At 47.1% G+C, this 22,909-nt stretch carries 23 protein-coding genes; 5 read left to right on the top strand and 18 right to left on the bottom strand.

The features are described from left to right. Positions 1-19: 19 nt before the first annotated feature. The 16 genes from ACWHX8_RS08790 to ACWHX8_RS08715 all read right to left on the bottom strand — a co-directional run bounded on the left by ACWHX8_RS08790 (position 20) and on the right by ACWHX8_RS08715 (position 13,948). Positions 20-454 (bottom strand): hypothetical protein, encoded by a 435-nt coding sequence (locus ACWHX8_RS08790; RefSeq protein ID WP_447971578.1) that lies wholly within the window; start codon positions 452-454, stop codon positions 20-22. Further along, a complete protein-coding gene (locus ACWHX8_RS08785; RefSeq protein WP_447971577.1) occupies positions 451-1,254 on the bottom strand; it encodes a tetratricopeptide repeat protein in 804 nt (267 codons plus the stop codon). The genes ACWHX8_RS08790 and ACWHX8_RS08785 overlap by 4 nt, the downstream gene beginning before the upstream one ends. 14 nt (positions 1,255-1,268) lie before the next feature. Next, positions 1,269-1,868, bottom strand: coding sequence for a hypothetical protein (locus ACWHX8_RS08780; RefSeq protein WP_447971576.1), 600 nt, complete (start codon positions 1,866-1,868; stop codon positions 1,269-1,271). Further along, positions 1,865-2,104 carry a hypothetical protein gene (locus ACWHX8_RS08775; RefSeq protein WP_447971575.1) on the bottom strand — a complete coding sequence of 80 codons (240 nt, stop codon included), beginning with the start codon at positions 2,102-2,104 and terminating at the stop codon, positions 1,865-1,867. Before ACWHX8_RS08775 ends, ACWHX8_RS08780 begins: the two co-directional genes overlap by 4 nt. A gap of 57 nt (positions 2,105-2,161) precedes the next feature. Continuing rightward, complete coding sequence (locus ACWHX8_RS08770; RefSeq protein ID WP_447971574.1) at positions 2,162-2,704, bottom strand: peroxiredoxin family protein; 543 nt, start codon at positions 2,702-2,704, stop codon at positions 2,162-2,164. Between the two features lie 118 nt (positions 2,705-2,822). Further along, positions 2,823-4,274 carry an amidophosphoribosyltransferase gene (purF, locus tag ACWHX8_RS08765; RefSeq protein ID WP_447971573.1) on the bottom strand — a complete coding sequence of 484 codons (1,452 nt, stop codon included), beginning with the start codon at positions 4,272-4,274 and terminating at the stop codon, positions 2,823-2,825. A gap of 9 nt (positions 4,275-4,283) precedes the next feature. Beyond that, positions 4,284-6,545: a phosphoribosylformylglycinamidine synthase subunit PurL gene (purL, locus tag ACWHX8_RS08760; protein ID WP_447971572.1), complete on the bottom strand. Its 2,262-nt coding sequence runs from the start codon at positions 6,543-6,545 to the stop codon at positions 4,284-4,286. Between the two features lies 1 nt (position 6,546). Next, positions 6,547-6,762: a DUF433 domain-containing protein gene (locus tag ACWHX8_RS08755; RefSeq protein ID WP_447971571.1), complete on the bottom strand. Its 216-nt coding sequence runs from the start codon at positions 6,760-6,762 to the stop codon at positions 6,547-6,549. A 44-nt stretch (positions 6,763-6,806) separates the two neighbouring features. After that, complete coding sequence (gene purQ / locus ACWHX8_RS08750) at positions 6,807-7,508, bottom strand: phosphoribosylformylglycinamidine synthase subunit PurQ (protein WP_447971570.1); 702 nt, start codon at positions 7,506-7,508, stop codon at positions 6,807-6,809. A gap of 108 nt (positions 7,509-7,616) precedes the next feature. Then, positions 7,617-7,856: a phosphoribosylformylglycinamidine synthase subunit PurS gene (gene purS, locus ACWHX8_RS08745; protein ID WP_447971569.1), complete on the bottom strand. Its 240-nt coding sequence runs from the start codon at positions 7,854-7,856 to the stop codon at positions 7,617-7,619. Positions 7,857-7,874: 18 nt separating this feature from the next. Further along, positions 7,875-8,579 (bottom strand): phosphoribosylaminoimidazolesuccinocarboxamide synthase, encoded by a 705-nt coding sequence (gene purC, locus ACWHX8_RS08740; protein ID WP_447971568.1) that lies wholly within the window; start codon positions 8,577-8,579, stop codon positions 7,875-7,877. A 5-nt stretch (positions 8,580-8,584) separates the two neighbouring features. Further along, positions 8,585-9,970 (bottom strand): adenylosuccinate lyase, encoded by a 1,386-nt coding sequence (gene purB / locus ACWHX8_RS08735; RefSeq protein ID WP_447971567.1) that lies wholly within the window; start codon positions 9,968-9,970, stop codon positions 8,585-8,587. A 3-nt stretch (positions 9,971-9,973) separates the two neighbouring features. After that, positions 9,974-10,525 carry a transcription antitermination factor NusB gene (nusB, locus tag ACWHX8_RS08730; protein WP_447971566.1) on the bottom strand — a complete coding sequence of 184 codons (552 nt, stop codon included), beginning with the start codon at positions 10,523-10,525 and terminating at the stop codon, positions 9,974-9,976. A gap of 285 nt (positions 10,526-10,810) precedes the next feature. Next, on the bottom strand, positions 10,811-11,347 hold the full coding sequence (gene ribH, locus ACWHX8_RS08725) for a 6,7-dimethyl-8-ribityllumazine synthase (protein ID WP_447971892.1): 537 nt from the start codon (positions 11,345-11,347) through the stop codon (positions 10,811-10,813). Positions 11,348-11,450: 103 nt separating this feature from the next. After that, positions 11,451-12,659: a bifunctional 3,4-dihydroxy-2-butanone-4-phosphate synthase/GTP cyclohydrolase II gene (locus tag ACWHX8_RS08720; RefSeq protein ID WP_447971565.1), complete on the bottom strand. Its 1,209-nt coding sequence runs from the start codon at positions 12,657-12,659 to the stop codon at positions 11,451-11,453. Between the two features lie 77 nt (positions 12,660-12,736). Further along, positions 12,737-13,948, bottom strand: coding sequence for an MFS transporter (locus ACWHX8_RS08715; protein WP_447971564.1), 1,212 nt, complete (start codon positions 13,946-13,948; stop codon positions 12,737-12,739). Positions 13,949-14,262: 314 nt separating this feature from the next. Here ACWHX8_RS08715 and ACWHX8_RS08710 point away from each other — a divergent pair, with 314 nt between their 5' ends. From ACWHX8_RS08710 to groL, 3 genes are all read left to right on the top strand, one after another. Further along, a complete protein-coding gene (locus ACWHX8_RS08710) occupies positions 14,263-15,279 on the top strand; it encodes a sigma-70 family RNA polymerase sigma factor (protein WP_447971563.1) in 1,017 nt (338 codons plus the stop codon). A gap of 208 nt (positions 15,280-15,487) precedes the next feature. Further along, a complete protein-coding gene (locus ACWHX8_RS08705; protein ID WP_447971562.1) occupies positions 15,488-15,802 on the top strand; it encodes a co-chaperone GroES in 315 nt (104 codons plus the stop codon). A gap of 83 nt (positions 15,803-15,885) precedes the next feature. Further along, positions 15,886-17,532 (top strand): chaperonin GroEL, encoded by a 1,647-nt coding sequence (gene groL, locus ACWHX8_RS08700; protein ID WP_447971561.1) that lies wholly within the window; start codon positions 15,886-15,888, stop codon positions 17,530-17,532. 239 nt (positions 17,533-17,771) lie between these two features. On the opposite strand, the gene ACWHX8_RS08695 is transcribed toward groL, so the two are convergent. After that, positions 17,772-18,794 (bottom strand): exo-beta-1,3-glucanase, encoded by a 1,023-nt coding sequence (locus tag ACWHX8_RS08695; protein ID WP_447971560.1) that lies wholly within the window; start codon positions 18,792-18,794, stop codon positions 17,772-17,774. 696 nt (positions 18,795-19,490) lie between these two features. Here ACWHX8_RS08695 and ACWHX8_RS08690 point away from each other — a divergent pair. After that, a complete protein-coding gene (locus ACWHX8_RS08690) occupies positions 19,491-20,891 on the top strand; it encodes an MBOAT family O-acyltransferase (RefSeq protein WP_447971559.1) in 1,401 nt (466 codons plus the stop codon). Then, positions 20,891-22,105: an alginate O-acetyltransferase AlgX-related protein gene (locus ACWHX8_RS08685; RefSeq protein ID WP_447971558.1), complete on the top strand. Its 1,215-nt coding sequence runs from the start codon at positions 20,891-20,893 to the stop codon at positions 22,103-22,105. The genes ACWHX8_RS08690 and ACWHX8_RS08685 overlap by 1 nt, the downstream gene beginning before the upstream one ends. A gap of 230 nt (positions 22,106-22,335) precedes the next feature. On the opposite strand, the gene ACWHX8_RS08680 is transcribed toward ACWHX8_RS08685, so the two are convergent. Continuing rightward, positions 22,336-22,839 carry a hypothetical protein gene (locus ACWHX8_RS08680; protein ID WP_447971557.1) on the bottom strand — a complete coding sequence of 168 codons (504 nt, stop codon included), beginning with the start codon at positions 22,837-22,839 and terminating at the stop codon, positions 22,336-22,338. Positions 22,840-22,909 lie beyond the last annotated feature (70 nt).

Below are 22,909 nucleotides of genomic sequence, written 5' to 3'. Positions count from 1 at the left end.
GAACCATTGGGGCTATGTGTTACTGAAATTTGGAACGATGAAGTTGAATCGATGCCGTAACGGCAGGAAGGTCACCAAAATCCAGTGAACGCTCGAACATCATGGCCACATACTCATCGTTCATTTCCGTTCGTTCGGTAAATCCCTCGCTCTGCAAGCGCTTGCGGTGCTTGGACACCATTTGTTGCAGATAAAACTTGGCCTGTTTGGCCAATTCGTCAGAACCCAAATCTTCTGCCGTTCCATCAGACAGAATACTTTGCATGTCTTCAAGCGTATAGCCAGCTTGAAAAATGAGCACACCGTCTGGAGTTACTTCTAACAGCCAATCATCATCGTCGAGTTGTAAGGTTAAGGGTTCGTCCGGCTGCGTATCATCCCATCCAGGTACATGCGTGAGTAAATAAGACCGGACCTGTGTCCAAGATGGTGCCTGGTGATTAGTTGGATTCATAATGAATGAGGAGACTCGAGTGCTGACACACGTTTACGAAGATGATCAAGCCGAAGAGTGTTCTCTTGAAGCTTAGGCAAATGATATTTCTGATCAACATACACGACACGCTCTAGAAAATGAATGGCGTCGATCCACAAGCCTTGGGCTTCATGGCAACTTGCGAGAATGTACCAGGCGCCACCCATTCGCAGCTCATCGTGAAGGCGTTCGGCCATCGCGAGACTTGTTTGCGTACAGGCAATGGCTTCTTCATACCGGTGTTGCGCAAGATACAGTCGCGCCATCATACGAAACACATCAGCTTGTCCTTCTTGATTATCGACTCGGCGCATAAGGGTGAGAGACTCGTGATAGTATTGTAACGCGTGATCAAATTGATTGGTTTCTCTCGCGACGAGCCCGAGATCAGAAAGTAACACCGCTTTTCCGGCAAAATCCTCGGTCTCATTCATCAAGTCTAAGGCTTCTAAATAGTACGCTTTTGCACGATCCCATTCTCCTGCATCGGCAGACAAGTTTCCTAAATTAGCAAGCGTCGTACTTATTCCGCGGTCATCGCCAAGAATTTTTTGGATTTCAAGGACTTCATGGTAATGCGTTTGAGCTTGTTCTCGTCGGCCACTGACCGCACAAATATTGCCGAGGTTCCCTAATGTCATCGACAAGGCCCGTTGATCCCCACTCTGTCGATCGGCTTCTAAGGCCCGAGCATAGCAATGATACGCATCGGTATAGAAACCACGCGAAAAATGTTGATTCCCAAGACGATTTAATTGCGTTGATTGCGATTCGTACATGGCCTGACACCAGATCAAGACGGCTGTAACGTCTGCTCAACTGCAGTTTTCGCATTCGTGAGAATTGGCGCACCGTCTCCAACAAGCACACTATCAAATGAATACTTGAGTAAACGACGCAACCCTTCTTGCGCCTTGCCCACATCGGCATATTTTTCAGTTGGTAACAGGGACAGCGAACCAGCAGGCTTCCCGATCAGTGCATCACCAACGATGAGCACGCCTTTTCCATATTCAAGGTACAGGGCACTTTCTCCTGGAGATTTTTGATCGGCTAAATGAATGACCCAAATACCTCCGGGGAGTAACTCTCCGTCCTTGAATGTTTTATCGGCTTGAACGGACATTTCCGCCACGTCGCTTTCGGGAACGAGCAACTGGCATTTCAACTCTGCTTTCAACATCTGAGCCTCTCGCTCATGGTCACGGTTCGTAATGATAATATAATCAATAGGCTCCCCTTGACGTAATTGCGTCATCTCAATTGGCGTCAACGGCGGAGGATCAACGAGGATGCGGTGCTCCCCAGTCGCGAGCAAATATCCATTAAAGTCTATCTGCTTTTCTTCTGAAAACCAGGACCATTGCCAAATACGAGACAGAACTTGCTTCATAATGCTCCAATCGCTTCTTTGAGCATCGTCGTCGTTTTGGCCAAAATGTCGTCTTCGCTCGGAAGATCCAGGACATCGTCTTCAGGAACGGTAATAAACTTGCGATTCGCTCCCTTAGACAGTGAAATGAGAAAAAGACTATTCGACGGGGTCGTTGGAATCACGACTTCGACTGCTGAGTCGATACTGCGCACCACGTCAAGAAACTTTTGTTTGCCGGCTTCAAACTCATCCATAAGCGATTCAGGTTCCTTCCTACGTATCTATAAATTATTCTAGTGAGGCTTTGATAATTACAGAGCTGATGAGCCTGAGTCTTCGTCTAGAAGCTTTTCGACTTCTTGAAGAATGGTATCATCTCCAGCCATATTGAAATTCCCTACACGTTGCCATCGGATGACGCCTTGCTGATCAATGATGTACACATTCGGAATAAATTTCCCTCCACCAAAGAGTTTATCCGTGACTTGCTCTGGGTCCAAAAGATAAGGGTATGTGACCGGTAGAGGAAAAGTTTTGAGAAATTCTTTCACGTGATCTTTTGAGTCGCCTGAGGAATTCACGCCAACCACGGCCACATTTTTCCCTTTGATGGCTTCAGAGACTTTTTGAAGGTTAGTGCCTTGAATCAAACAGGGTTCACAAATATGAAATAATCCTAAGACCACGACTTTCCCCCGCAGTGACTCAAGAGAGAGGGACTGATCATCCAAGGATGTGAGCGTAAAATTTGGAGCGGGTTCTCCTATCTTAAAAAATCCTGCAGAAAAACTCATAACGCTCATGGCAACGAGTAGGGTCACCGTCCAACAGCCTATCGTGAGATATCGTTTCATCAGGCACTCCTTTCTCAACAAGGCCGGTCATTTCTTAAAAAAGAAACCGTGTAGCGAATGATACACGATGTTAACACAGTGATTTTTTAGGCAGCAACAAAGCCAAGACAAGAGGGTGTTATTGGCTGGATGATGGCACGGGTTCGAATAAGCCAAGTTGTAGTTGCTCGGCACGGGTGAAGGAAATCGGATATTGGTCGGTAAAACAGGCACTGCAGTAGTGACTTGGCTGCCCTGGAGCAACATGCAGCATGCCTTCGAGACTGAGATAGCCCAAACTATCAGCCGTAATATACTTGCGAATGTTTTCAAGGCTTTGTCGTGCGCCAATCAGTTCCTTTTGGGTGGGAGTATCGATCCCATAAAAACAGGGAGCCACGACTGGCGGTGAGCTAATTCGCATATGAACTTCACTGGCTCCGGCTTGGCGAATCATTTTCACAATTTTTCGACTTGTCGTTCCACGCACAATAGAATCATCAACAACAATGACACGTTTCCCTTTTAAAATGTCGGGAACCGCATTGAGCTTCAGCTTGACGCCAAAGTGTCGAATACTTTGCTCCGGTTCGATAAATGTTCTGCCCACATAATGATTACGCGTCAACCCAAGTTCAAATGGAATGACGGCCCCCTCGGAATATCCCAACGCAGCAGGGACTCCTGAATCTGGGACGGGGATCACCACGTCAGCGTCGACCGGACATTCCTTGGCCAACTGACGGCCTAATGCTTTTCGGATGGAATAGACGGCATTGGATCCAAAAATCTTGGAATCCGGACGAGCAAAGTAGACATATTCAAAGACACACTGCGCTGAGGCTTTTGGGGGAAACGGATGATAGGAGGTCATACCGGATTTCTCAATAACTACGAGTTCTCCTGGCTCTATTTCTCTGATAAATTCCGCTCCCATCAAGTCAAACGCACAGGTTTCCGATGCCACGACCCAGCTCCCTTTGTAACGTCCAAGACAAAGAGGACGAAACCCATAGGGATCTCGTGTTGCAATCAAGAAATCATCGGCTAGTAATAGCAGAGAATAGGCTCCACGCACGAGGCTCAACGCATCAATCACGCGATCCAGTAGTGTCCCCCCCTGGGAATGTGCAATCAGATGCACAATGACTTCGCTGTCGGACTCTGATTGAAAAATAGCACCATAGGCTTCCAGCTCCCCACGCAGAACCGACGCATTAATGAGATTCCCATTATGCGCGAGGGCAAGATTGCCAAAGGCAAAATTTACGGTCAGCGGTTGAACATTTTTCAGATCGCTGTCTCCTGCTGTCGAATAACGATTATGTCCAATGGCTCTATTGCCTGATAGTCCTTTTAACGTTTTCTTGGAATAAATATCCGCGACAAGCCCCATCCCTTTTCGTTGATAGAGCCGTTCACCATCGCCCGAGACAATACCTGAACCTTCCTGTCCTCGATGCTGCAAGGCATACAGGCCTAGATAGGTTAAATTCGCCGCCTCTTGATGCCCGTATACTCCAAACACGGCACATTCCTCACGAAACTTATCGGAAGCCGCACGAATCGATTCTTGAGAAATGAGAGACATGGTACCTATTTATGGTTTGACTGATGAATCAATCTGCCGTTCCAAAGAATTTCCCCACGTATCGGCAAGAATATCCACGGGGAGATTGAGTGCACAGACTTCACGGTCTGTGTCGGAGATAACTGAAATATTCAGCTCCTGCCCACCGACTTCACCAATGACAACAGCAGGAATTCCTTGTTCGTTTGCAATCCTGACAAGGGCATCAACGTGAGCTGAGGAAACCGTCACTATCGCACGTGAAGGGGTTTCACCAAACAGGAGTGCATCTAATCGTAACTGCAACTGACGAAGTTGAACGGAAGCGCCTCGTGGCGTTGAGGGATGTGAGATGCAACATTCTCCTAGTGTAACGGCTAACCCACCTTCTGAGCAATCATGTGCCGACTGGACCAGACCTTCACGAATAGCCTGAAGCAGGGTGCGATGGAGTGCGCACTCTTGATCAAGGTCTAGCCATGGCGGACTCCCCTGCTCACGCGCATGCACGAGCTTCAGGTATTCCGTGCCGCCTAAGTCCTCTTTCGTATCACCCAACAAAATAATCTGATCGCCTTCATGTTTGAACCATTGCGTCATCGCGCGAGATGCCGGTTCAATCAGACCGACCATGCCTAAAACGGGAGTCGGGTAAATGGAAAGACCATTCGTTTCATTATAAAAGCTGACATTTCCACTCACCACTGGAATTGCGAAATGACGACAGGCATCGCTAATTCCTTCAAGCGCCAGAATAAACTGCCACATAATATCCGGCCGTTCAGGATTCCCAAAATTCAAACAATCCGTCACGCCAATTGCCTCAGCACCCGAACAGGCCAAATTACGTGCGGCCTCGGCAACCGCCAGTCCCCCCCCCATGTACGGATTCAAGAGGCAGTACCGACTATTCCCATCTGTCGTCAGAGCAAGCGCTTTATCGGTTCCTTTAATCCTGACGACCGCGGCATCTGATCCAGGACACACGATTGTATTGGTTCCAACCATATAATCATACTGACGCGCCACCCAACGTTTACTGGCAATCGTTGGAGACTGCAATAACTCAAGAAGCACATCAGAAGGGTTTTTGACATCTGGTAAATTTTCAATGACCAGGGCCTGTAACAAATCTTGATATTGCGGTGGTTGAGACGGCCGTTCATATCGAGGTCCCTCTTCGGCTAAAGCCTTAGCAGGGATTTCTGCAACAACGGTCTCCCCTTCTTTAATGCGGAGCATGCCATCATCCGTCACGCTTCCGATTATTGCGGCGTCGATACCCCATTTATGGCAAATGCCAATGACGTCTTGTTCCTTACCCGGCTTCGCCACCAAAAGCATGCGTTCTTGAGATTCAGAAAGCAGCATTTCATATGCCGTCATATTGGGTTCCCGACAGGGAACGTGCGTGACGTCTAGTTCAATACCTGTGCCGGAGCGAGAAGCCATTTCACAGGATGAACTCGTCAGTCCAGCTGCTCCCATATCTTGAATGCCAACAAGCAAGTCTTTCTCTAAAAACTCCAAACAGACTTCTAGGAGTAACTTTTCAAGGAAGGGATCACCGACTTGAACATTCGGTCGCTTGGCTTCAGACTGATCATCAAAACTATCTGACGCCATGGTCGCCCCGTGAATGCCATCCCTCCCCGTTTTCGCGCCGATATACAACACGGGATTCCCCACACCTTGCGCCAACCCCCTTAGCAGGCGATCTTTTTCAACAATCCCAAGACAAAAGACGTTGACAAGTGGGTTTTTTGAATAGATGTCATTGAACGTAATTTCTCCCCCGACCGTCGGAACGCCGATACAGTTCCCATACCAGGAAATTCCAGACACCACGCCTTTGAGTAAATGACGATTCTTGGGCAGATCTAACTCACCAAATCGAAGCGAATTCAATAAGGCAATGGGTCGTGCTCCCATGGTGAAAATATCGCGAAGTATCCCGCCAACCCCGGTCGCGGCACCTTGAAAGGGCTCGATAAAGGATGGATGATTATGTGACTCGATTTTAAAGACCGCCGCTAATCCATCACCAATATCCACCGCTCCGGCATTTTCGCCTGGTCCTTGAACGACGCGTTCACCTTCAGTCGGCAAGCGTTTCAAATGCACTCGCGAACTTTTATAGCTGCAATGCTCACTCCACATCACCGAAAACACTCCCAACTCGGTCAGGTTAGGTTCACGTCCCAAGTGTTGAACAATGTTCTGGTATTCGTCTTCCGACAAGCCATGTTGCTCGATGAGCTCTTTTTGTATTGGAGAGTGAGTTGAAGACATGTTACGTCTCAGAATGTTGGGAAGGCATCCGAAGTGGCAAATGGTCAGTGACATATGACGCATACCGCAGGGCAGTGAGCACTTGTTCGTAGGTCACATGAAATGCTTCTTGCACAGCTTCAAAACTTTGCCCCGTTCCTAAGGCACCAACAATCGTGGCGACATCAACCGAGGTATCAGTAATACACGGTTTACCGGAACACATTGCTGAATCCATTGACACTCCAGGAAAAATTTCCAATTGCCCCTCTGGGTAATGCGCTATGCAACCATTTGATTCAACGCGTGGCGAAGCGATGTAAAAAGCCCGACCCCATCCGTCATGCCAAACACACTTTCCGCACAACGTTCGGGATGCGGCATCATGCCTAACACGTTTCCTGCCTTATTGCGGATTCCTGCAATATTCTCAAGCGATCCATTCGGGTTCGCCTCAGCAGTCACGTTTCCACGTGTATCACAGTAACGAAAGACAATTTGCGCGTGCTCCTGTAATGCCGAAAGCGTCATAGGATCGGCATAGTAATTTCCCTCTGCATGGGCAATAGGAATTGTCAGGACTTGATCAGCCGTGTACTCGTTTGTAAACGTCGTTTCGGCATTCTCAACTTTGATGCACACATCTTGACAAATGAAGGAAAGATGCTGATTTTTGAGCATGGCACCAGGAAGCAGACCCGCTTCAAGCAATATTTGAAATCCGTTGCATATTCCAAGAACGATGCCACCTTTTTCGGCAAACTGCTGAATGGATTCCATGATTGGTGAAAATCGAGCAATAGCGCCAGTGCGAAGATAGTCACCGTAAGAAAAACCTCCAGGGAGTATCACCACATCGACGTTTGAGAGAGACGTTTCTCGATGCCAGATCAAGTGAGCTTGGTATCCCAAGACATTTCTGACAACATGCTGGCAATCCCGATCGCAATTCGACCCAGGAAAGGTGATGATGCCGACGTTCACGGAGCAATCTCGTCTTTCATCGTCATATCATAGGAAGAGGACATGTCGATTGTGAACGATGCGTTGCTGACAAAGCGATGAGTCTCATCGATGTAACCGTCGTTACACCTATGAGAGTTCAAAGCGATACTCTTCAATGACAGGATTTGATAATAATTTTTCACACATCGCGTTCACGACAGCTTCTGCTTTGGTGTGATCAGTTTCCTTCAGATTGACTTCAAGCAATTTGCCAATGCGAACAGTATCCACGGAGTCAAACCCTAATGTCTCAAGCGACTGATGAATGGCATGCCCCTGTGGGTCATGTATGCTAGACTTGAGCGTCACGTAGATTTTAGCTTTCATCCTTGCCCAACCTCGCGTTCAAGCACACACACGCTTCAAGACTTCTTGATAGGTTTCTTCAATTCGACCGAGATCTTTGCGAAACCGATCTTTATCCATTCGTTCACCTGTTTGAATATCCCAAAACCGACAAGTATCCGGGGAAATTTCATCAGCCAGAATGAGCTGCCCGTCTGAGTCACCAAATTCAAGTTTGAAGTCCACAAGCATCATGCCCTTGTCCTTAAAAAATGGAGTAAGGACCTCATTGATTCGTAGCGCGGCTTGACGTAACTGAACAACTTGCGCATCAGTCGCTAACTGCAATAAACGGATATGGTCTTCGGTGATTAACGGATCCCCAAGCGGATCATTTTTATAGAAAAATTCGACAAGCGGGGGATCAAGCACCATACCTTCTTCAAAGCCCAATCGTTTCACGAGGCTTCCTGTAGCTCGATTTCGCACCACGACCTCAATCTGAATAATTTTTAAATGTTTGGTGCGCATTTCTCGGTCGCTGATCTGTTCAACGAAGTGCGTGGGAATTCCGGCTTCCTCAAGCAATCGGAATAAGCGTACAGAAATCTTATTATTCACGATTCCCTTGTTGAAAATCGTCCCACGTTTTTCAGCGTTAAAGGCCGTTGCGTCATCTTTAAAATACTGAACGACTTGATCGGGGTCTGGTGTCGCAAAAACTTTTTTGGCTTTTCCTTCGTAGAGTAGTGTTCCTGATTCCATGATCGTTACCCTCGCTTTGATCGTGATCGTAATGTGGGTTTCCCACGTTTCGCAGATGATGTGGATGCCGTCTGACGAGATTGTGACTTGGCAGTCTTCTTGCCAAATACGCGTGCAAAGATGTGTTTCTGATGACGAACATACGACTTGGGCTCGAAGCACGACGCGATCTCTTTTTGAGACAAATGTGTTGTAATCACCGGGTCATGCGCAATGAGTGTCTGAAAGTCTCCCTGATTCTTCCAGGAAGTCATCGCATGTCGCTGAACCGTTTCATAGGCTTCTGTTCGAGTTGCCCCTTTGTTGACCAATGCCAGCAAGAGTCGTTGTGAATAGACGAGTCCTCCGGTCATGTGTAAATTGCTCATCATGCGTTTCGGATAGACTTGAAGATTTTTCAGAATTTTAGTCAGCCGGACCAACATGTAATCAATTAAGATCGTGCTGTCTGGGATAATGATGCGTTCAACAGACGAGTGACTGATATCTCGCTCATGCCAGAGCGCCACATTTTCCATGGCGGCAAGACTATTGGCACGTATCACTCTCGCGAGCCCGCAGAGATTTTCCGAGCCCACAGGATTTCGCTTGTGAGGCATGGCGGACGACCCCTTCTGTCCAGCCTCAAAATTCTCCTCGGCCTCCAGGACTTCGGTCCGTTGGAGATGGCGAATTTCCGTTGCGACTTTTTCAATGCTGGCGGCTAATAACGCCAACGCTGAGACATACGCAGCGTGACGGTCACGTTGAACGATTTGACTGGAGATCGGCGCAGGGCTCAAGTTCAACTTTGCACAGACTGCCTTTTCTACAGACGGCGGCAAGTGCGCAAACGTTCCCATGGCCCCGGAGAGTTTGCCCACCGCAATATCATTCCGTACGGTACGTATCCGTTGGCGTTGTCGAAGAAATTCCTGATACCAAATCGCCAATTTCCAACCAAAGGATATGGGTTCTCCGTGAATGCCATGCGATCGGCCAACCATCATGGTGTCTTGATGCTCGAACGCACGCGCGTGAATCGTCTCTAAGAGATTCCCAACATCCTCTAAGATCAGATCGGTGGCTTCACACATTTGCAAAGCCAGTGAGGTGTCGAGAACGTCCGATGAAGTCAATCCGGCGTGGAGATGTCGAGCTTCTTTTCCCGCTTGCTCAGTTACCGATTCGAGAAACGCAATAACATCATGCTTGACAACCTGTTCAATGGCCTCGATCCGTGTAGGATCAATTCTGACCTTTCGTCGAACACGAGCAGCAACGCCTCGCGGCACAGTTCCTTGTTGTTCCATGACTTCGCAGACAGCCAATTCGACACGAAGCCACGATTCATACTTACGCGTTTCGCTCCAAATGCTGGACATTTCCTGTCGTGAATATCGGGCGATCATTTTTTACTCTTCGCAAGATCCCGCGTTACGTGATGGACTGGAATGTGGCTGTGACGACTGGGGTGGGTGTTGTGCGGTAATCTCGAAGCGTTTGGCCTCAAGCTGGGGAGCATGTTGAATAATCCGATCCAACATTCCGTTCAGAAAGCGCCTACTTTCCTCATCGGCAAAGCGTTTAGCAAGTTCAAGCGCTTCGTTAATCGTGACTTTGGCCGGAACATCTGGAAGCCAGAACAGTTCGAAAAGAGCACAGCGTAAAATATTCCGATCAACGACCGGCATACGACTTAGCGACCACTCCACCGCATATTCATTAATAACGGTATCGAGTTCTTTCTGATGTGCAAACACTCCAGCCACGACTTGATCAGTGAAAAATTTGACCTCTGGAGTGGCGTCATGATCCACCCAGAAATCGTCTAGGGATTGAGCGGTCGTTTCTTGAAACTCATCTTGAAATAAGAATTGCAACGCCAGTTGTCGCGCCGCACGACGCGAACGATGAGGTGATGATTTTTTTTCCGTTGTCACGGTTGAATGTGCTGAAGAATTCATGAAAGACAATAGATTGTAAAACCAGCGTTTCCAACTCTAACGAAGTTGAAGAGCATGTTCAATTGGTCTTTTGGCTCATATCACGATAGGAGGCCATACAAGAGAGCGCTGCCCTTCTTGAAACCCACCATCACCTTTTTAGCCTCGCCGCAGAGGACATGGACAAAGATTCGTTGTTCTGGTGCATGATCCATGTCGTGTCAACAACTCAGCCATTAGCCTCCTTACGCAACCACCCTGGTTCGTATAGGTCAATCGCGCATGGTCTTTGGGACGAAAGGTTAACTACCAACATTCCAAAGGATCAATGGCGTCACGAGGAGTCGTTTGTGAATTGGAGCCCTTGGAAGATCGCTGTAACACAGGATGAGCCATCAATGCAGCCATCTCAATAGCCGAACGCGCGGCATCTGCACCACGATTTCGCTCCGATGAGCCTGCACGTTCCATGGCCTGCTCCACCGTATTTGCGGTCAGGACACCGAAAATCACCGGAACGTTTGTCTCAAGACTGATGTGCGCAATACCACGTGCCGTTTCTGCGCAAATGTAATCAAAGTGTGGAGTCTCACCTCGAATCACCGCGCCTAAACACAGCACGGCATGATAGCGCATCGAGACCGCCAATCGTTGCGCAATGAGAGGAATTTCAAATGCTCCCGGAACACGAACAATTTGAATATCCTCCTCCACGGCTCCGTACTGTTTCAACGTCTCAAGGGCACTCGCTAGCAAGCGGCTCGTGACAAATTCATTAAATTTGCTGACGACAATGCCAAAGCGACAATCTTTGGCTTGAAGTACGCCTTCGAGTGGTTCGATCATGAGGTCCTGTCACGAGGTAATGGATAAGGGGTGCAGAGTAATGAAAAGTTCGTGTCCTGAGGACTGAGAAATGCATCGACGTGCGAAGTCATAGAATGAGCTAGACGTTATTCAAAATATGGCCAAGCTTGGCCTTTTTTGTCCGGAGATAATGGACGTTGGATTCTTGAGGAGCAATTTCAATCGGAACCCGTTCGACGACTGTCAATCCATAGCCTTCAATGCCCACGATTTTCCTGGGATTATTGGTCATCAGTTTAATCTGCTTCAATCCAAGTTGGACCAAAATCTGTGCGCCAATTCCATAATCTCGAAGATCAGCTTTGAACCCTAACTTAAGATTTGCCTCAACCGTATCACTTCCCTCATCTTGAAGATGATAGGCTCGAATCTTATTCAGCAGTCCAATGCCCCGCCCTTCTTGGTTCAAATAGAGCAGCACGCCCTTCCCTTCTTGTTCGATCATCTCCATCGCATGATGCAGTTGATCTCGACAGTCACACCGTAAAGACCCGAAAACATCAGAGGTCAAACATCCTGAATGAACCCGAACCAGCGTTGGGGATTCATCGATTGCCCCTTTGGTCAGCGCGATATGTGTTCCACTATCAAGTTCGTTCTCAAACACCACCGCCTCAAATTGGCCAAATATGGTTGGCATTTTGGCGCTTTCCACGGACCGGACAAAGGTCTCACGATGCAGTCGATGCTGAATAAGATCTTTAATCGTAATAATTTTGAGTTGATGGTGCTTAGCAAATGCGACTAACTCAGGCACCCGAGCCATCGTTCCATCATCATTCATAATTTCACAAATCACTCCTGCTGGATAGAGTCCCGCAAGTTTTGCGAGGTCAACCGATCCCTCTGTCTGGCCTGCACGTTTCAGCACTCCGCCTTGATGGGCTTTCAGCGGAAAAATATGACCAGGCCTGGCAAAGTCTTCAGCCCTACAGTTTTGATTGACCGCCATTTGAATGGTCATGGCACGATCGGCTGCCGAAATACCGGTGGTAATGTCTCGACCGGCATCAATAGAGACGGTAAACGCCGTCCCAAACGGTGCAGTATTTACCGTTGCCTGTGGCGGAAGCTTGAGCTCGTCTACTCGTTCTGGAGTCAGCGTGAGACAAATCAAGCCTCTCCCAAACTTTGCCATGAAATTAATGTCATCAGCCGTGACCTTTTCTGCGGCCATAACCAGATCGCCTTCATTTTCACGATCTTCATCATCGACCAGGATGACACACTTTCCGGCATTGATATCAGCAATGGCTTCCTCAACGGTATTGAATTGGGCTGTTGTCATAAGAGAGCTATATGGAAATGGCTAGTAGGTGATCGGTTCATTTGAATTGTTTTCGCATTCTAGCATAAAGAGCGGTCTTAACCAGACTCTTGATGTATTGGGAATCGGCTTGAACGAGGAATAATCAGAACACTAAGCCCTGCAAGGCCTGCCATGCAAGCAAAAACCCAAAACCCGGAAGAAAATGTACCAGACAGGTCCTTGAGCATGCCAAACCATGCTGGCAGGAGGAAACCTCCCATGGCTCCTGCCGCTCCGATCAGACCAGATGCCGTCCCAATAATATGCCGAAATTGAGTCGCCGCCACCTGGAAAACCACACCATTCCCAAATCCAAGAAGAAGAAGTACGCTTATTGACACGGGGTATGTCCACACGGGAGACAGCAATTGCCCTAGCACAATGCACAATATGGCAACAACAGGAAAAAGGATTTGAAGTAATTTCATCCCTCCATATCGATCAGCCAAATGCCCGCCAATAGGCCGCGCCACGCTACCAGCCAGGCCACAAAAAGCTGTCATCGTTCCAGCCGCAATCATGTCAATTTGATATTGATCATGAAAGAATATGGGAAGAAAACTTGCTAAACCTATAAATCCACCAAATGTTACTCCATACAAAAAGCACAACCAATACATTAACTTCTGACTTATGGCATGACGTAATAAGCTTCTGACGGATATTGAGTCTTTGCGCACTGACGAGAGTTCTGATGCGCCAACCGTAAACCAAAAAATGACTGCTGTTACAACAACGGGAATAACCATCAACCCGAACGTGTTACGCCACCCAACGACATGCGCCATGCGGGGGGCCAGCAAGGTCGCCAAGAGGACTCCGCTATTGCCAATGGCAGCCACCCCCATGGCTAACCCTTGATGGGCTGCTGGATACGCCTGACTCGCGAGTGGTAATGCGACGGCAAAGCTTGCCCCCGCAATGCCCAATAAAAGTCCGATACAGAGCAACTCTAGGTAATTCGAGGCAAAAAGCCAGACAAATACAAGTGCAAGGCATTCGCAAACTAACACAAGCATCCCAATGGCTTTCGGACCATAATGATCGACCATTGGTCCAATAAAGATACGGAGCACTCCTCCACCAAGTAGAGGAATTGCAACGAGAAACCCCTTTTGCGTTGCGGAAAGCGCAAACTCTTCGGAAATAGCTATTCCCAGTGCTCCCATAAGCACCCAGACCATAAAACTCACTTCAAAATGAAGCCAGGCACCAATTAATGAAGGCCAATACCCACTCGTTAACGCACGAAAGCTATTGCGCATCATAAGAAATCATTGAGCCTAATGGATGAATAGTTACTGGAATAAACGGAATGATGCTGGCAAAACATGAAGCAAGCGCGACTCATTCAGTCAACAACAAACTATAGTTGAGACTTTCAGGATGTTTCAATTCTTAGTTCGCTGATGAAGGGGGATTTACGTGAAGACATGCAGACTGGTAGCTTGGCCATAATCCTTGAGAGGATCTTGAGAAATTCATTACAATGCATACATTATCGCCCTATGTAATTACGTATATGTCGCTAAGACCGACATTGCCATTCGGCCTGCCATTTCAAAAAGCTTGAGACAGACACATGCATGACCCTCAACAGGAATCTTCCGAGGAGGAAGACTGGCCAGTGGATATTGACGTTGAAAGTATCGAAATCCTTCCAGCAGACGAAGATTCCAAACTTCAGGCTCCAGAAGACCCGTTAATTGAAGGTACGACCAGTGCCTCGTGGGAAGCCGTCTCGACAGCGCTAGTTCCCACTACGACACTTGATCGTTATCTGGCAGAAGTCCGGCGTTACCCCTTTTTAACCAAGGAAGAAGAAATACGCCTCTTTCACGAATATCACGTCAAAGGGAAAGAAGACGCCGCCGTAAAACTTATATTAGCCAATCTACGAATATCCGTGGCAATTGCTACAGAGTATGGCAATGTGGGAATGGATAAAATGGACCTCATTCAAGAAGGCAATGTTGGTCTGTTGCAAGCGATGAAGAAATTTGACCCCACGAGAAATGTTCGATTTTACGCCTACGCCGCTTGGTGGGTGCGAGCCTATGTCCTACGCTATCTGTTGAATAATTTCCGGCTTGTCAAAATCGGAACGACACAAGAACAGCGAAAACTGTTCTTTAATCTCAAAAAAGAAAAGGCGAAGCTCGAACAGCAAGGATTCGTCCCGGACCCAAAGTTAATTGCCGATCGCTTACAAGTACGTGAACGTGATGTCATTGAGATGGATCAGCGCCTGGGAAGCTGGGAATTATCCTTAGATCAGCCCCTCACCGATGACAACGAAGGCACATTTTACGACCTCTTTCCCTCCACGCAGCCGGCTGTTGACGATCAAATTGGAGACAACCAATTACGGGTCGTGTTTCGAAAAAAATTGGGAGAATTTGCCAAGACCTTGACTGAACGGGAAGAGGATATCCTACGAAACCGGTTACTCTCTGAATCTCCGCTTACACTTGAAGAATTGGGGAAAAAATATTCGATCACAAAGGAACGGGCAAGACAGGTCGAAGCGAAAATAATCAAACGATTACGGGTATTTATGAAAGACAACCTGAAGGATTTTGACCAGATTCACCTGTAATACCCACGTTTTCGTTTTGTTCAATCAGTAAAACCACCATCTCAGCAATCGAGCCTGAAAAAATATCTTCAACACGCCTCTTGACTTCCTTCAGAATAGTCTTATCTGATTCCAGTCAATGCGACAAAAATGACTGACAGGGCACAGGGGCCGATGTCGAGTCACGATACATCGTCATTTCGTGTTTAAACAAAGGAGGAGAGTTCACATGGCAGCATCAACGAAAGAAAAGAAGGATGAAAAGTCTGGAAGTAGTGCAAAGGGGTTTCGCCCCCTAGGTGACCGTGTCTTTGTTACCTATACAGAAGAGTTAGAACGAACAGCAGGAGGAATTTATGTTCCTGATTCTGCTCGTGAAAAACCTCAACGTGGCACGATTGAAGCGGCTGGCCCTGACGTGGATAATGTGAAAGTTGGCGATCAGGTTCTCTTTGATAAGTATTCAGGAACCAAAATTAAGATCGAGAATGATGACTGCCTCATCTTAAAAGAAGAAGACATCTTAGGTGTATTTGAAAACTAACGAATTATGCGTACTGTCAGTTTATAATCTTGTAACCGTGAAATGTGAGCCGATAAGGCTCGCATGATTTGAAGGAGGACCATATGGCAAAGCAGCTCCAGTATAGTGAGCAAGCACGAGCATCGATTCTGAGTGGAGTCAATCATTTAGCCAATGCTGTCAAGGCAACGCTCGGCCCCAAGGGTCGAAATGCGATTCTCGACAAGAAGTTTGGCGCGCCAACGATCACGAAAGACGGTGTGACGGTGGCAAAAGAAATCGAATTGCAAAATCCATATGAAAATATGGGAGCCCAACTTGTGAAAGAAGTGGCGAGCAAAACCAGTGACGTGGCTGGTGACGGAACCACGACGGCTACTGTATTGGCACAAGCCATTTTCCGTGAAGGCGTGAAAAACATCACCGCTGGTGCGAATCCAATGGACCTGAAGCGTGGGATTGATCAGGCCGTTGAAGTCGTCATCGGAGAGTTAAGCAAAATCAGCAAACCATGCCAAACGAAAAAAGAAATTTCACAGATTGGTGCCATTTCGGCCAATAATGATCATACAATTGGTGATCTTATTGCTGAAGCTATGGACAAAGTGGGAAAAGACGGCGTCATCACAGTAGAAGAAGCCAAATCCATGACCACAGCACTTGATGTGGTCGAGGGTATGCAATTCGATCGTGGGTACATTTCTCCGTACTTCGTCACGAATGCCGAACGAATGGAAGCCTCACTGGAAGATGCCTTCCTATTGATCAATGAGAAGAAGGTCAGTGCGATGAAAGACTTGCTTCCGATCCTTGAGCAAGTCGCTAAGATGGGAAAACCCTTGGTCATCATCGCTGAAGATGTTGATGGTGAAGCCTTAGCCACCTTGGTGGTCAATAAGCTTCGTGGAACGCTGAACGTCTCAGCCGTGAAGGCTCCAGGCTTTGGTGATCGTCGAAAGGCGATGCTTGAAGATATTGCCACATTGACTGGCGGACAAGTCATTTCTGAAGAAGTCGGCTTGAAGCTTGAGAATGTCAAGCTCACAGATCTCGGTCGCGCCAAGAGAGTCACTATCGACAAAGATAACACGACCATCGTCGAAGGTGCTGGTGATCCGAAGCGCATCGAAGCTCGAGTCAAGCAGATCAAAACTCAGGTTCAAGAAACGACGTCTGACTATGACAAAGAAAAGCTACAAGAACGCTTGGCCAAGATGGTCGGCGGTGTTGCCGTCATTAATGTTGGCGCGGCAACGGAAACCGAAATGAAAGAAAAGAAGGCTCGCGTGGAAGATGCGCTGCATGCCACCAAAGCCGCAGTCGAAGAAGGCATTGTTCCTGGAGGGGGCGTCGCTCTTCTTCGTTGCATTAAGTCTCTTGAATCACTAAAGCTTTCACATGACCAACAAGTTGGCGTCAATATTGTGAGGCGTGCCTTAGAAGAGCCGCTTCGACAAATCGCCATCAATGCCGGAGAAGAAGGCTCAATGATCGTCGAAAAAGTCAAAGACGAATCAACCACGCGCGGATTCAATGCCGCATCTGGTGATTATGTCGATATGGTTGAAGCTGGCGTGATCGATCCAACGAAGGTCTCGCGTTGTGCCTTGCAGAACGCAGCCAGTGTTGCCGGTCTCATGTTGACCACCGAAGTGATGATTACCGATCTTCCTGAAGAGAAAAAGGAACCAGCCATGGGTGGTCATGACCATGGTATGGGCGGTATGGGTGGTATGGGCGGAATGATGTAAAACGCCTCATCTAGATGAGGGTATCTGTTTAATAAAAAAGGGCCTGGGACATATCCCAGGCCCTTTTTTTATTGCCGTCTCCCTCACGACCACCACAAGGAATGCGCCTACGACGAATGCCTACTTAAGCCTGATAAACCTGAGGCTTTGCATGTAACTCTACTACGAAAAGCCCAATTGATTAGTACATGACAAGCAGAAACACTGTTCGCACAAAGAGTCTTCAACGACCTGCAGTCTTATCGACTTTCTGTCACTTTAATGTGAGGTGATCGAACCTGACGCCACGTATCAAATGCTGGAAACGGTATACGATCCTGACTCATCAACCCCCATGCCGCTTCGATTGGTTCACCACTTTGCTCCGCTTTCCACGGTAACGAAAACGCCTCGAACGACGTGGCAAACGATGTCCAAACATGAGGATTGGACAGTGAATAGACTAGACGATCCTCCCTGACATACATATCCCAAAACTTTTCCTGAGCTTGTGGCGTAAAATGTCGCTCACCTGAATGAGGATATCCGGTTTCTTTTACGAGTACAGGCTTCTGGGATTTTTTCATCAAAGAAATCGCTTGAGTTCTCGTCCAAAATACAGCATCTTTGGGAGGCAATGCCGGCTTTTCCCAGACCGGATGGATATTGGGCGCTAAAAAGTCTCCGAATGCAAAGAGGGCAGGATCACGATACCTGCTCATTGGTTCACTGGTCGTGATCGGAACATCAAGATTCGAGCCGAGTTCGTCTCGAATTACGTGTTCAGCTTGAAGCAAATCATTGATCGTGTAACGATGAAAAGTCAGCCCTTCATTGCCAAGACATATGGCCAACGTCATACTATCAGCATATTGACGAACCAGTTGAATCACACCAGCAATTTCTCTTGTTGAACGTGCACTCCAGATTCCCAACACCACGGCACGAAAATGAAGTTGTTTCGCTTTCTCAAGAATCACCGGAGTGACATTTGGGTGATAACTGTACACGATCAGGCCATCAAATACTTGCCGTAAGGCAAACAAATCTTTCTCAATCGACTCTGGAGATGGTAGATGAAAATTACGGCCATGACGAGGATCAAAGTCCGATGGAGAATAGTCTATGAGTAGTGGCGAACGCTCCTTGTCAGTCAAATACAAAAAAAATGCGGACTCTTCCTGCAAAGAAGTTTGATTGGCGAAGGCAGAGTCGATACCCTCCAGTGAGAGGCTCAACACGACAAACATAATCAGTACGGCCGAACGCGTTCCCCAATTCATTGCTCATTTCCTTTCCAAATAACCAACCAGAGCTTTTGTCAACTCTTTCGGAGTATTTCGAGAAAAAATGAACTGGGCTTGTCCCGATGACCGCACGACGGAACTTTCTCACATAGTCATAGAAACCTCCGCTATACTTCCCAATCTGTCATCGATGGAATGAGACATGCCCCAGGCCTGAAGACTCAGCGAAACCATCAATTCACCAGGGTCCTGGACGGTTGAGAACGAACCGTTATTGACTTGAGACAATAGCGAAGAATTGCCTATGCAGTTGGAGAATTTCTACAATCGTCAAGGACGGACACGACGACCTAGGGCATGAGTTGAAAGAACGGCTCGAAGGAGTTTCACGAGAATATAATCGAGAAACGTGCCTGAATCTCACGTGACATTGTTTTGTCAAGTCCGTTGGAGAGTTTGCGTTGCATCTTGCCATCCCTTCAGTTTTCTCTGGTATCCTTGTGAGCATTGCCTTGGTCTTTGGATAATATGACACATTGCACGTTCTCGTTATGTGAAAGAACCATTCTCGCTGCCTACCAGTTCCAGAGACGATTTCAGATTTCATAATATGCTCCGGGAGACACACATTAAGGTCAGTCTCTCGCCTAGCCGAACAGCACCTTTATGATATTTAGCTCCACTATTTTCTTATTTGTATTCTTGCCCGTGCTTCTGATGGTCTATCATCTAGTGCCCCGATCATTGAAAAATGTGGTGGCACTGTTGGGGAGTTACCTATTTTACGCGTGGGGAGAGCCGATTTTTTCCATAGTGTTATTGGGATCTTCGCTTATCGATTATCTACTGAGTTTGTATCTAGTTCGACATGCGGACGATGAACAATTCAAACGAAAATGTGTGTTAGCGGCATCAATTGCAAGCAATATTGGCACATTGCTCTACGCAAAATATTCGAATTTCTTTATGGAGCAATTGAATGTGACTCAGGGATGGTTGGGACATGACCCACTATCCTGGGAGCATATCGCACTACCAATCGGCATCTCATTTTTCACTTTTCAAAAGTTGAGCTACATGATCGACGTGTATCGAGGTCATGTACGTCCGGCAAGTAATTTTGTGTCATTCGCCTTGTATGTCGCCTTATTTCCACAGCTCATCGCGGGTCCGATTATTCGTTACCATGACGTGGCGGATCAGTTGGTAGAACGCGTTCATTCGAGTCGAAAATTTATGGAAGGCGTATATCGGTTTAGCGTCGGGCTCGGAAAGAAGGTACTCATTGCCGATGCGATGGGACAACTTGCAGACACGATATTCGCATACTGGTTACATCACCTGCCAATGCATTATGCCTGGATTGGCATCTTTGCCTATAGCATGCAGATTTATTTTGATTTCTCAGGCTATTCAGATATGGCTATTGGCTTGGGTAAGATGATGGGATTTGATTTTCTCGAAAACTTTAACCGCCCCTATGCAAGTCGAAATTTTACAGAATTTTGGCGTCGCTGGCATATCTCACTCTCAAACTGGATGAAAGAATATTTGTATATTCCATTGGGGGGGAATCGGGTAAAGCCGTTTCGGCAATATTGTAACTTATGGATCGTGTTCTTATTGGCAGGCTTTTGGCACGGAGCAAGCTGGAATTTCATTATCTGGGGAGCGTTTCACGGCTTCTTTCTCACCTTAGACAAAATTTTCACACCGTGGAAATGGACGAAAATCCCTAAATGGGTTTCGCAAATGGTCACGTTCTTCTTCATCTCACTCGGGTGGGTGTTCTTCCGTATGGAAACGCTTGACCTCTCGCTGCTGTACATCGGGTGTTTGTTTGATTTTGAAAGTTGGGGAGAGGTTTATGAATTTCCAGTCAATGCGGAACGTCACCTTGGTTATTTCTTGTCGGAAATTATTGACTCTCGAACGATGTTTATCATGGGGTTGGCGGCAGTCATTACACTTGTACCAGACGACAATCGATGGCTTCTGAAAGGGCGAACATGGCTAGGGAACAGCACATGGGCCCCCTACTACAAGGGGTTGGTCGCGACCATCTTGTTATTCCTGGCTATTATCGATATCGCTAATATGGGTTATCATCCGTTCATCTATTTCAAATTCTGATGATACAGGAAACACACAGCGTACGTATTCTTCGAATTGTATGGATTATCGCCATCTCGCTGGCGTCGACGGCCGTGCTGGTTCAAACCTATCGACCCTATGTAGTGGTTAGACCATTGCAAGGTGTCGTCATTCCCTCTACGCCTCATGTCGACCTCAGCTGGCAGAATTGGTTTTCAGGGGAGTATCAAAAGCAATATGAAGTCTGGTTGAACACGCATGTCGGATTTCGTGCAGCGATGGTGCGATTGGCAAACCAAATTAATTATCGTGTGTTTCGTCAGAGCGTGTATTGGGAAGAAGGAACCAGAGTATTATTGGGTAAAGATAATTGGCTCTTTGAGGGGTTATCGGTAAGAGCCTATCAATGGCCCGGTTGGCGTACTAATGCGGAATTGGAAGGAGCCGTCCAACAACTAGCCAAACTACAGCAGTTAATGATGGAAAAACGGAATGTGCCCGTGGCACTGGTGCTGGCTCCAAGCAAACCACAAATTTACCCGGAGTATATGGATTCGACTCACCAAAAGAAGCGAATGAATGTGGAGGAATCGGTCTTTTCCGATTACCAAAGAATCCTCCCGTTGTTAAAGAAAAAGAACATAATGGTCAGTGATGGACATGCAATACTGACACAGCTCAAGAATGTAGAGGAACATCCATTCTTTCCAAAAAGTGGGATGCATTGGAATGATTATGCAGCCTTCCTCGTCTTGAAAGATCTTCGCGAACGGGTAAACCCAAAACTACACAAGCCCCTCCCTCTACCCGAGATTACGGGTTTTGAGAAACGGCCTCCGGAACGGGAAGATACGGATTTGGCGAAATTAATGAACATCTATACAACGAATGAACTAGTCACGGATGAGATGTACCCATTAGTGAAACAGCCGAATATGCCTCCGGCTCAAAAACCGCGAGTGTTGATCGTCGGGGACAGTTTTTCGTATCAACTCGCCTATGCGTTGAAACACTATGGTATGTGTCGTGATGTGGATGTGTATGACTATTTTCAGACTTTGCGCTCTTATACAGGAACACTTATCGAATCGAAAGCTAATATCAGTTGGGAGCAGCTTCTATTACGCTACGACCTGATTATTATTGAGAATGTAGAAAACCTAATCCCAGAGTTTGGCTATGGCTTTGTGAATGAGGCCATTGCGTACCTGGAGGAGGCATCGGATTCACCTAGCACTGTCCCGGGTTCCTAAAAGCCCGGGGACAACCTCTGGGGGGAATCCTAATCCGCTATCCCTTAGCCAGTTTGAGTTCCTCAGTTTATATATAGTTTCGCTATAATTGAATCGGCTAGAATATGCACACTCGGCATCGATAATTGCAAGCAACACAAATAATATCTGGACTGATGGTTTACAGAAGCGGAATGGTGTAGAAGAGAATTGTTGGATCCATATTAAAAGAACAAAAGCATCACCCCACTTCAGTGGCGTACTTTTTTAACAATTCGGTACTCCGGTGGCGAGGTTGTTGAAGGCATTGTAATCGGATTTGAGTGGCCAGTTTGTTTCACCAAAAATATAAACCGGTTTAAGCGTTCATGTTCAGCCTTTCCGACTGTAATGACGGCAATTTCGAATTGATACCCGATATCCCGTTCTTCTCCAAAACGTACATTCTTTATCCATGTCGAACTCTTGGCGTTGACCCTGACTTCCCCCTGAGGCCACCAAAGATCTTCAAATCCTCGTATTCGATGAACTAAAATCCAAAGGAAGTTGTCCTGTGGCATAACGGCCGTGCCTTTGATTGCGGCGCTCATCCCGACTTTCTGTCCTTCGCCTGATGGTTCAATGATATCGACTTTTATGTGTGACTGAGCATACAGGCTATCAGCTACCGAACCCAACAATACAATCGTTGCGACAAGAATCCCAACATAATGAACACAGGTGTTCGTTCTAGTAATCGTATTGTTACATCTCATGACAACCTCATGATTATTACATTACATGATTCGACACGTACGGTTGGCAAATATCTTTGGGACTCCCTAT

Source organism: Nitrospira sp. M1, from assembly GCF_965152605.1.
This window is presented reverse-complemented; position numbering and strand designations above follow the sequence as displayed.

Bases quoted from the DNA above. Each gene is read 5' to 3' on its own strand.
- purC (WP_447971568.1), bottom strand. From the start codon at position 8,579: ATGGAATCAGGAACACTACTCTACGAAGGAAAAGCCAAAAAAGTTTTT.
- ACWHX8_RS08770 (WP_447971574.1), bottom strand. From the start codon at position 2,704: ATGAAACGATATCTCACGATAGGCTGTTGGACGGTGACCCTACTCGTT.
- ACWHX8_RS08695 (WP_447971560.1), bottom strand. From the start codon at position 18,794: ATGAATTGGGGAACGCGTTCGGCCGTACTGATTATGTTTGTCGTGTTG.
- ACWHX8_RS08685 (WP_447971558.1), top strand. From the start codon at position 20,891: ATGATACAGGAAACACACAGCGTACGTATTCTTCGAATTGTATGGATT.
- ACWHX8_RS08715 (WP_447971564.1), bottom strand. From the start codon at position 13,948: ATGATGCGCAATAGCTTTCGTGCGTTAACGAGTGGGTATTGGCCTTCA.
- ACWHX8_RS08790 (WP_447971578.1), bottom strand. From the start codon at position 454: ATGAATCCAACTAATCACCAGGCACCATCTTGGACACAGGTCCGGTCT.
- ACWHX8_RS08755 (WP_447971571.1), bottom strand. From the start codon at position 6,762: ATGGATTCAGCAATGTGTTCCGGTAAACCGTGTATTACTGATACCTCG.
- purB (WP_447971567.1), bottom strand. From the start codon at position 9,970: ATGATCGCCCGATATTCACGACAGGAAATGTCCAGCATTTGGAGCGAA.
- ACWHX8_RS08705 (WP_447971562.1), top strand. From the start codon at position 15,488: ATGGCAGCATCAACGAAAGAAAAGAAGGATGAAAAGTCTGGAAGTAGT.
- purL (WP_447971572.1), bottom strand. From the start codon at position 6,545: ATGTCTTCAACTCACTCTCCAATACAAAAAGAGCTCATCGAGCAACAT.
- ACWHX8_RS08720 (WP_447971565.1), bottom strand. From the start codon at position 12,659: ATGACAACAGCCCAATTCAATACCGTTGAGGAAGCCATTGCTGATATC.
- purS (WP_447971569.1), bottom strand. From the start codon at position 7,856: ATGAAAGCTAAAATCTACGTGACGCTCAAGTCTAGCATACATGACCCA.
- ACWHX8_RS08775 (WP_447971575.1), bottom strand. From the start codon at position 2,104: ATGGATGAGTTTGAAGCCGGCAAACAAAAGTTTCTTGACGTGGTGCGC.
- ACWHX8_RS08710 (WP_447971563.1), top strand. From the start codon at position 14,263: ATGCATGACCCTCAACAGGAATCTTCCGAGGAGGAAGACTGGCCAGTG.
- ACWHX8_RS08680 (WP_447971557.1), bottom strand. From the start codon at position 22,839: ATGAGATGTAACAATACGATTACTAGAACGAACACCTGTGTTCATTAT.
- ACWHX8_RS08785 (WP_447971577.1), bottom strand. From the start codon at position 1,254: ATGTACGAATCGCAATCAACGCAATTAAATCGTCTTGGGAATCAACAT.
- ACWHX8_RS08780 (WP_447971576.1), bottom strand. From the start codon at position 1,868: ATGAAGCAAGTTCTGTCTCGTATTTGGCAATGGTCCTGGTTTTCAGAA.
- groL (WP_447971561.1), top strand. From the start codon at position 15,886: ATGGCAAAGCAGCTCCAGTATAGTGAGCAAGCACGAGCATCGATTCTG.
- nusB (WP_447971566.1), bottom strand. From the start codon at position 10,525: ATGAATTCTTCAGCACATTCAACCGTGACAACGGAAAAAAAATCATCA.
- purF (WP_447971573.1), bottom strand. From the start codon at position 4,274: ATGTCTCTCATTTCTCAAGAATCGATTCGTGCGGCTTCCGATAAGTTT.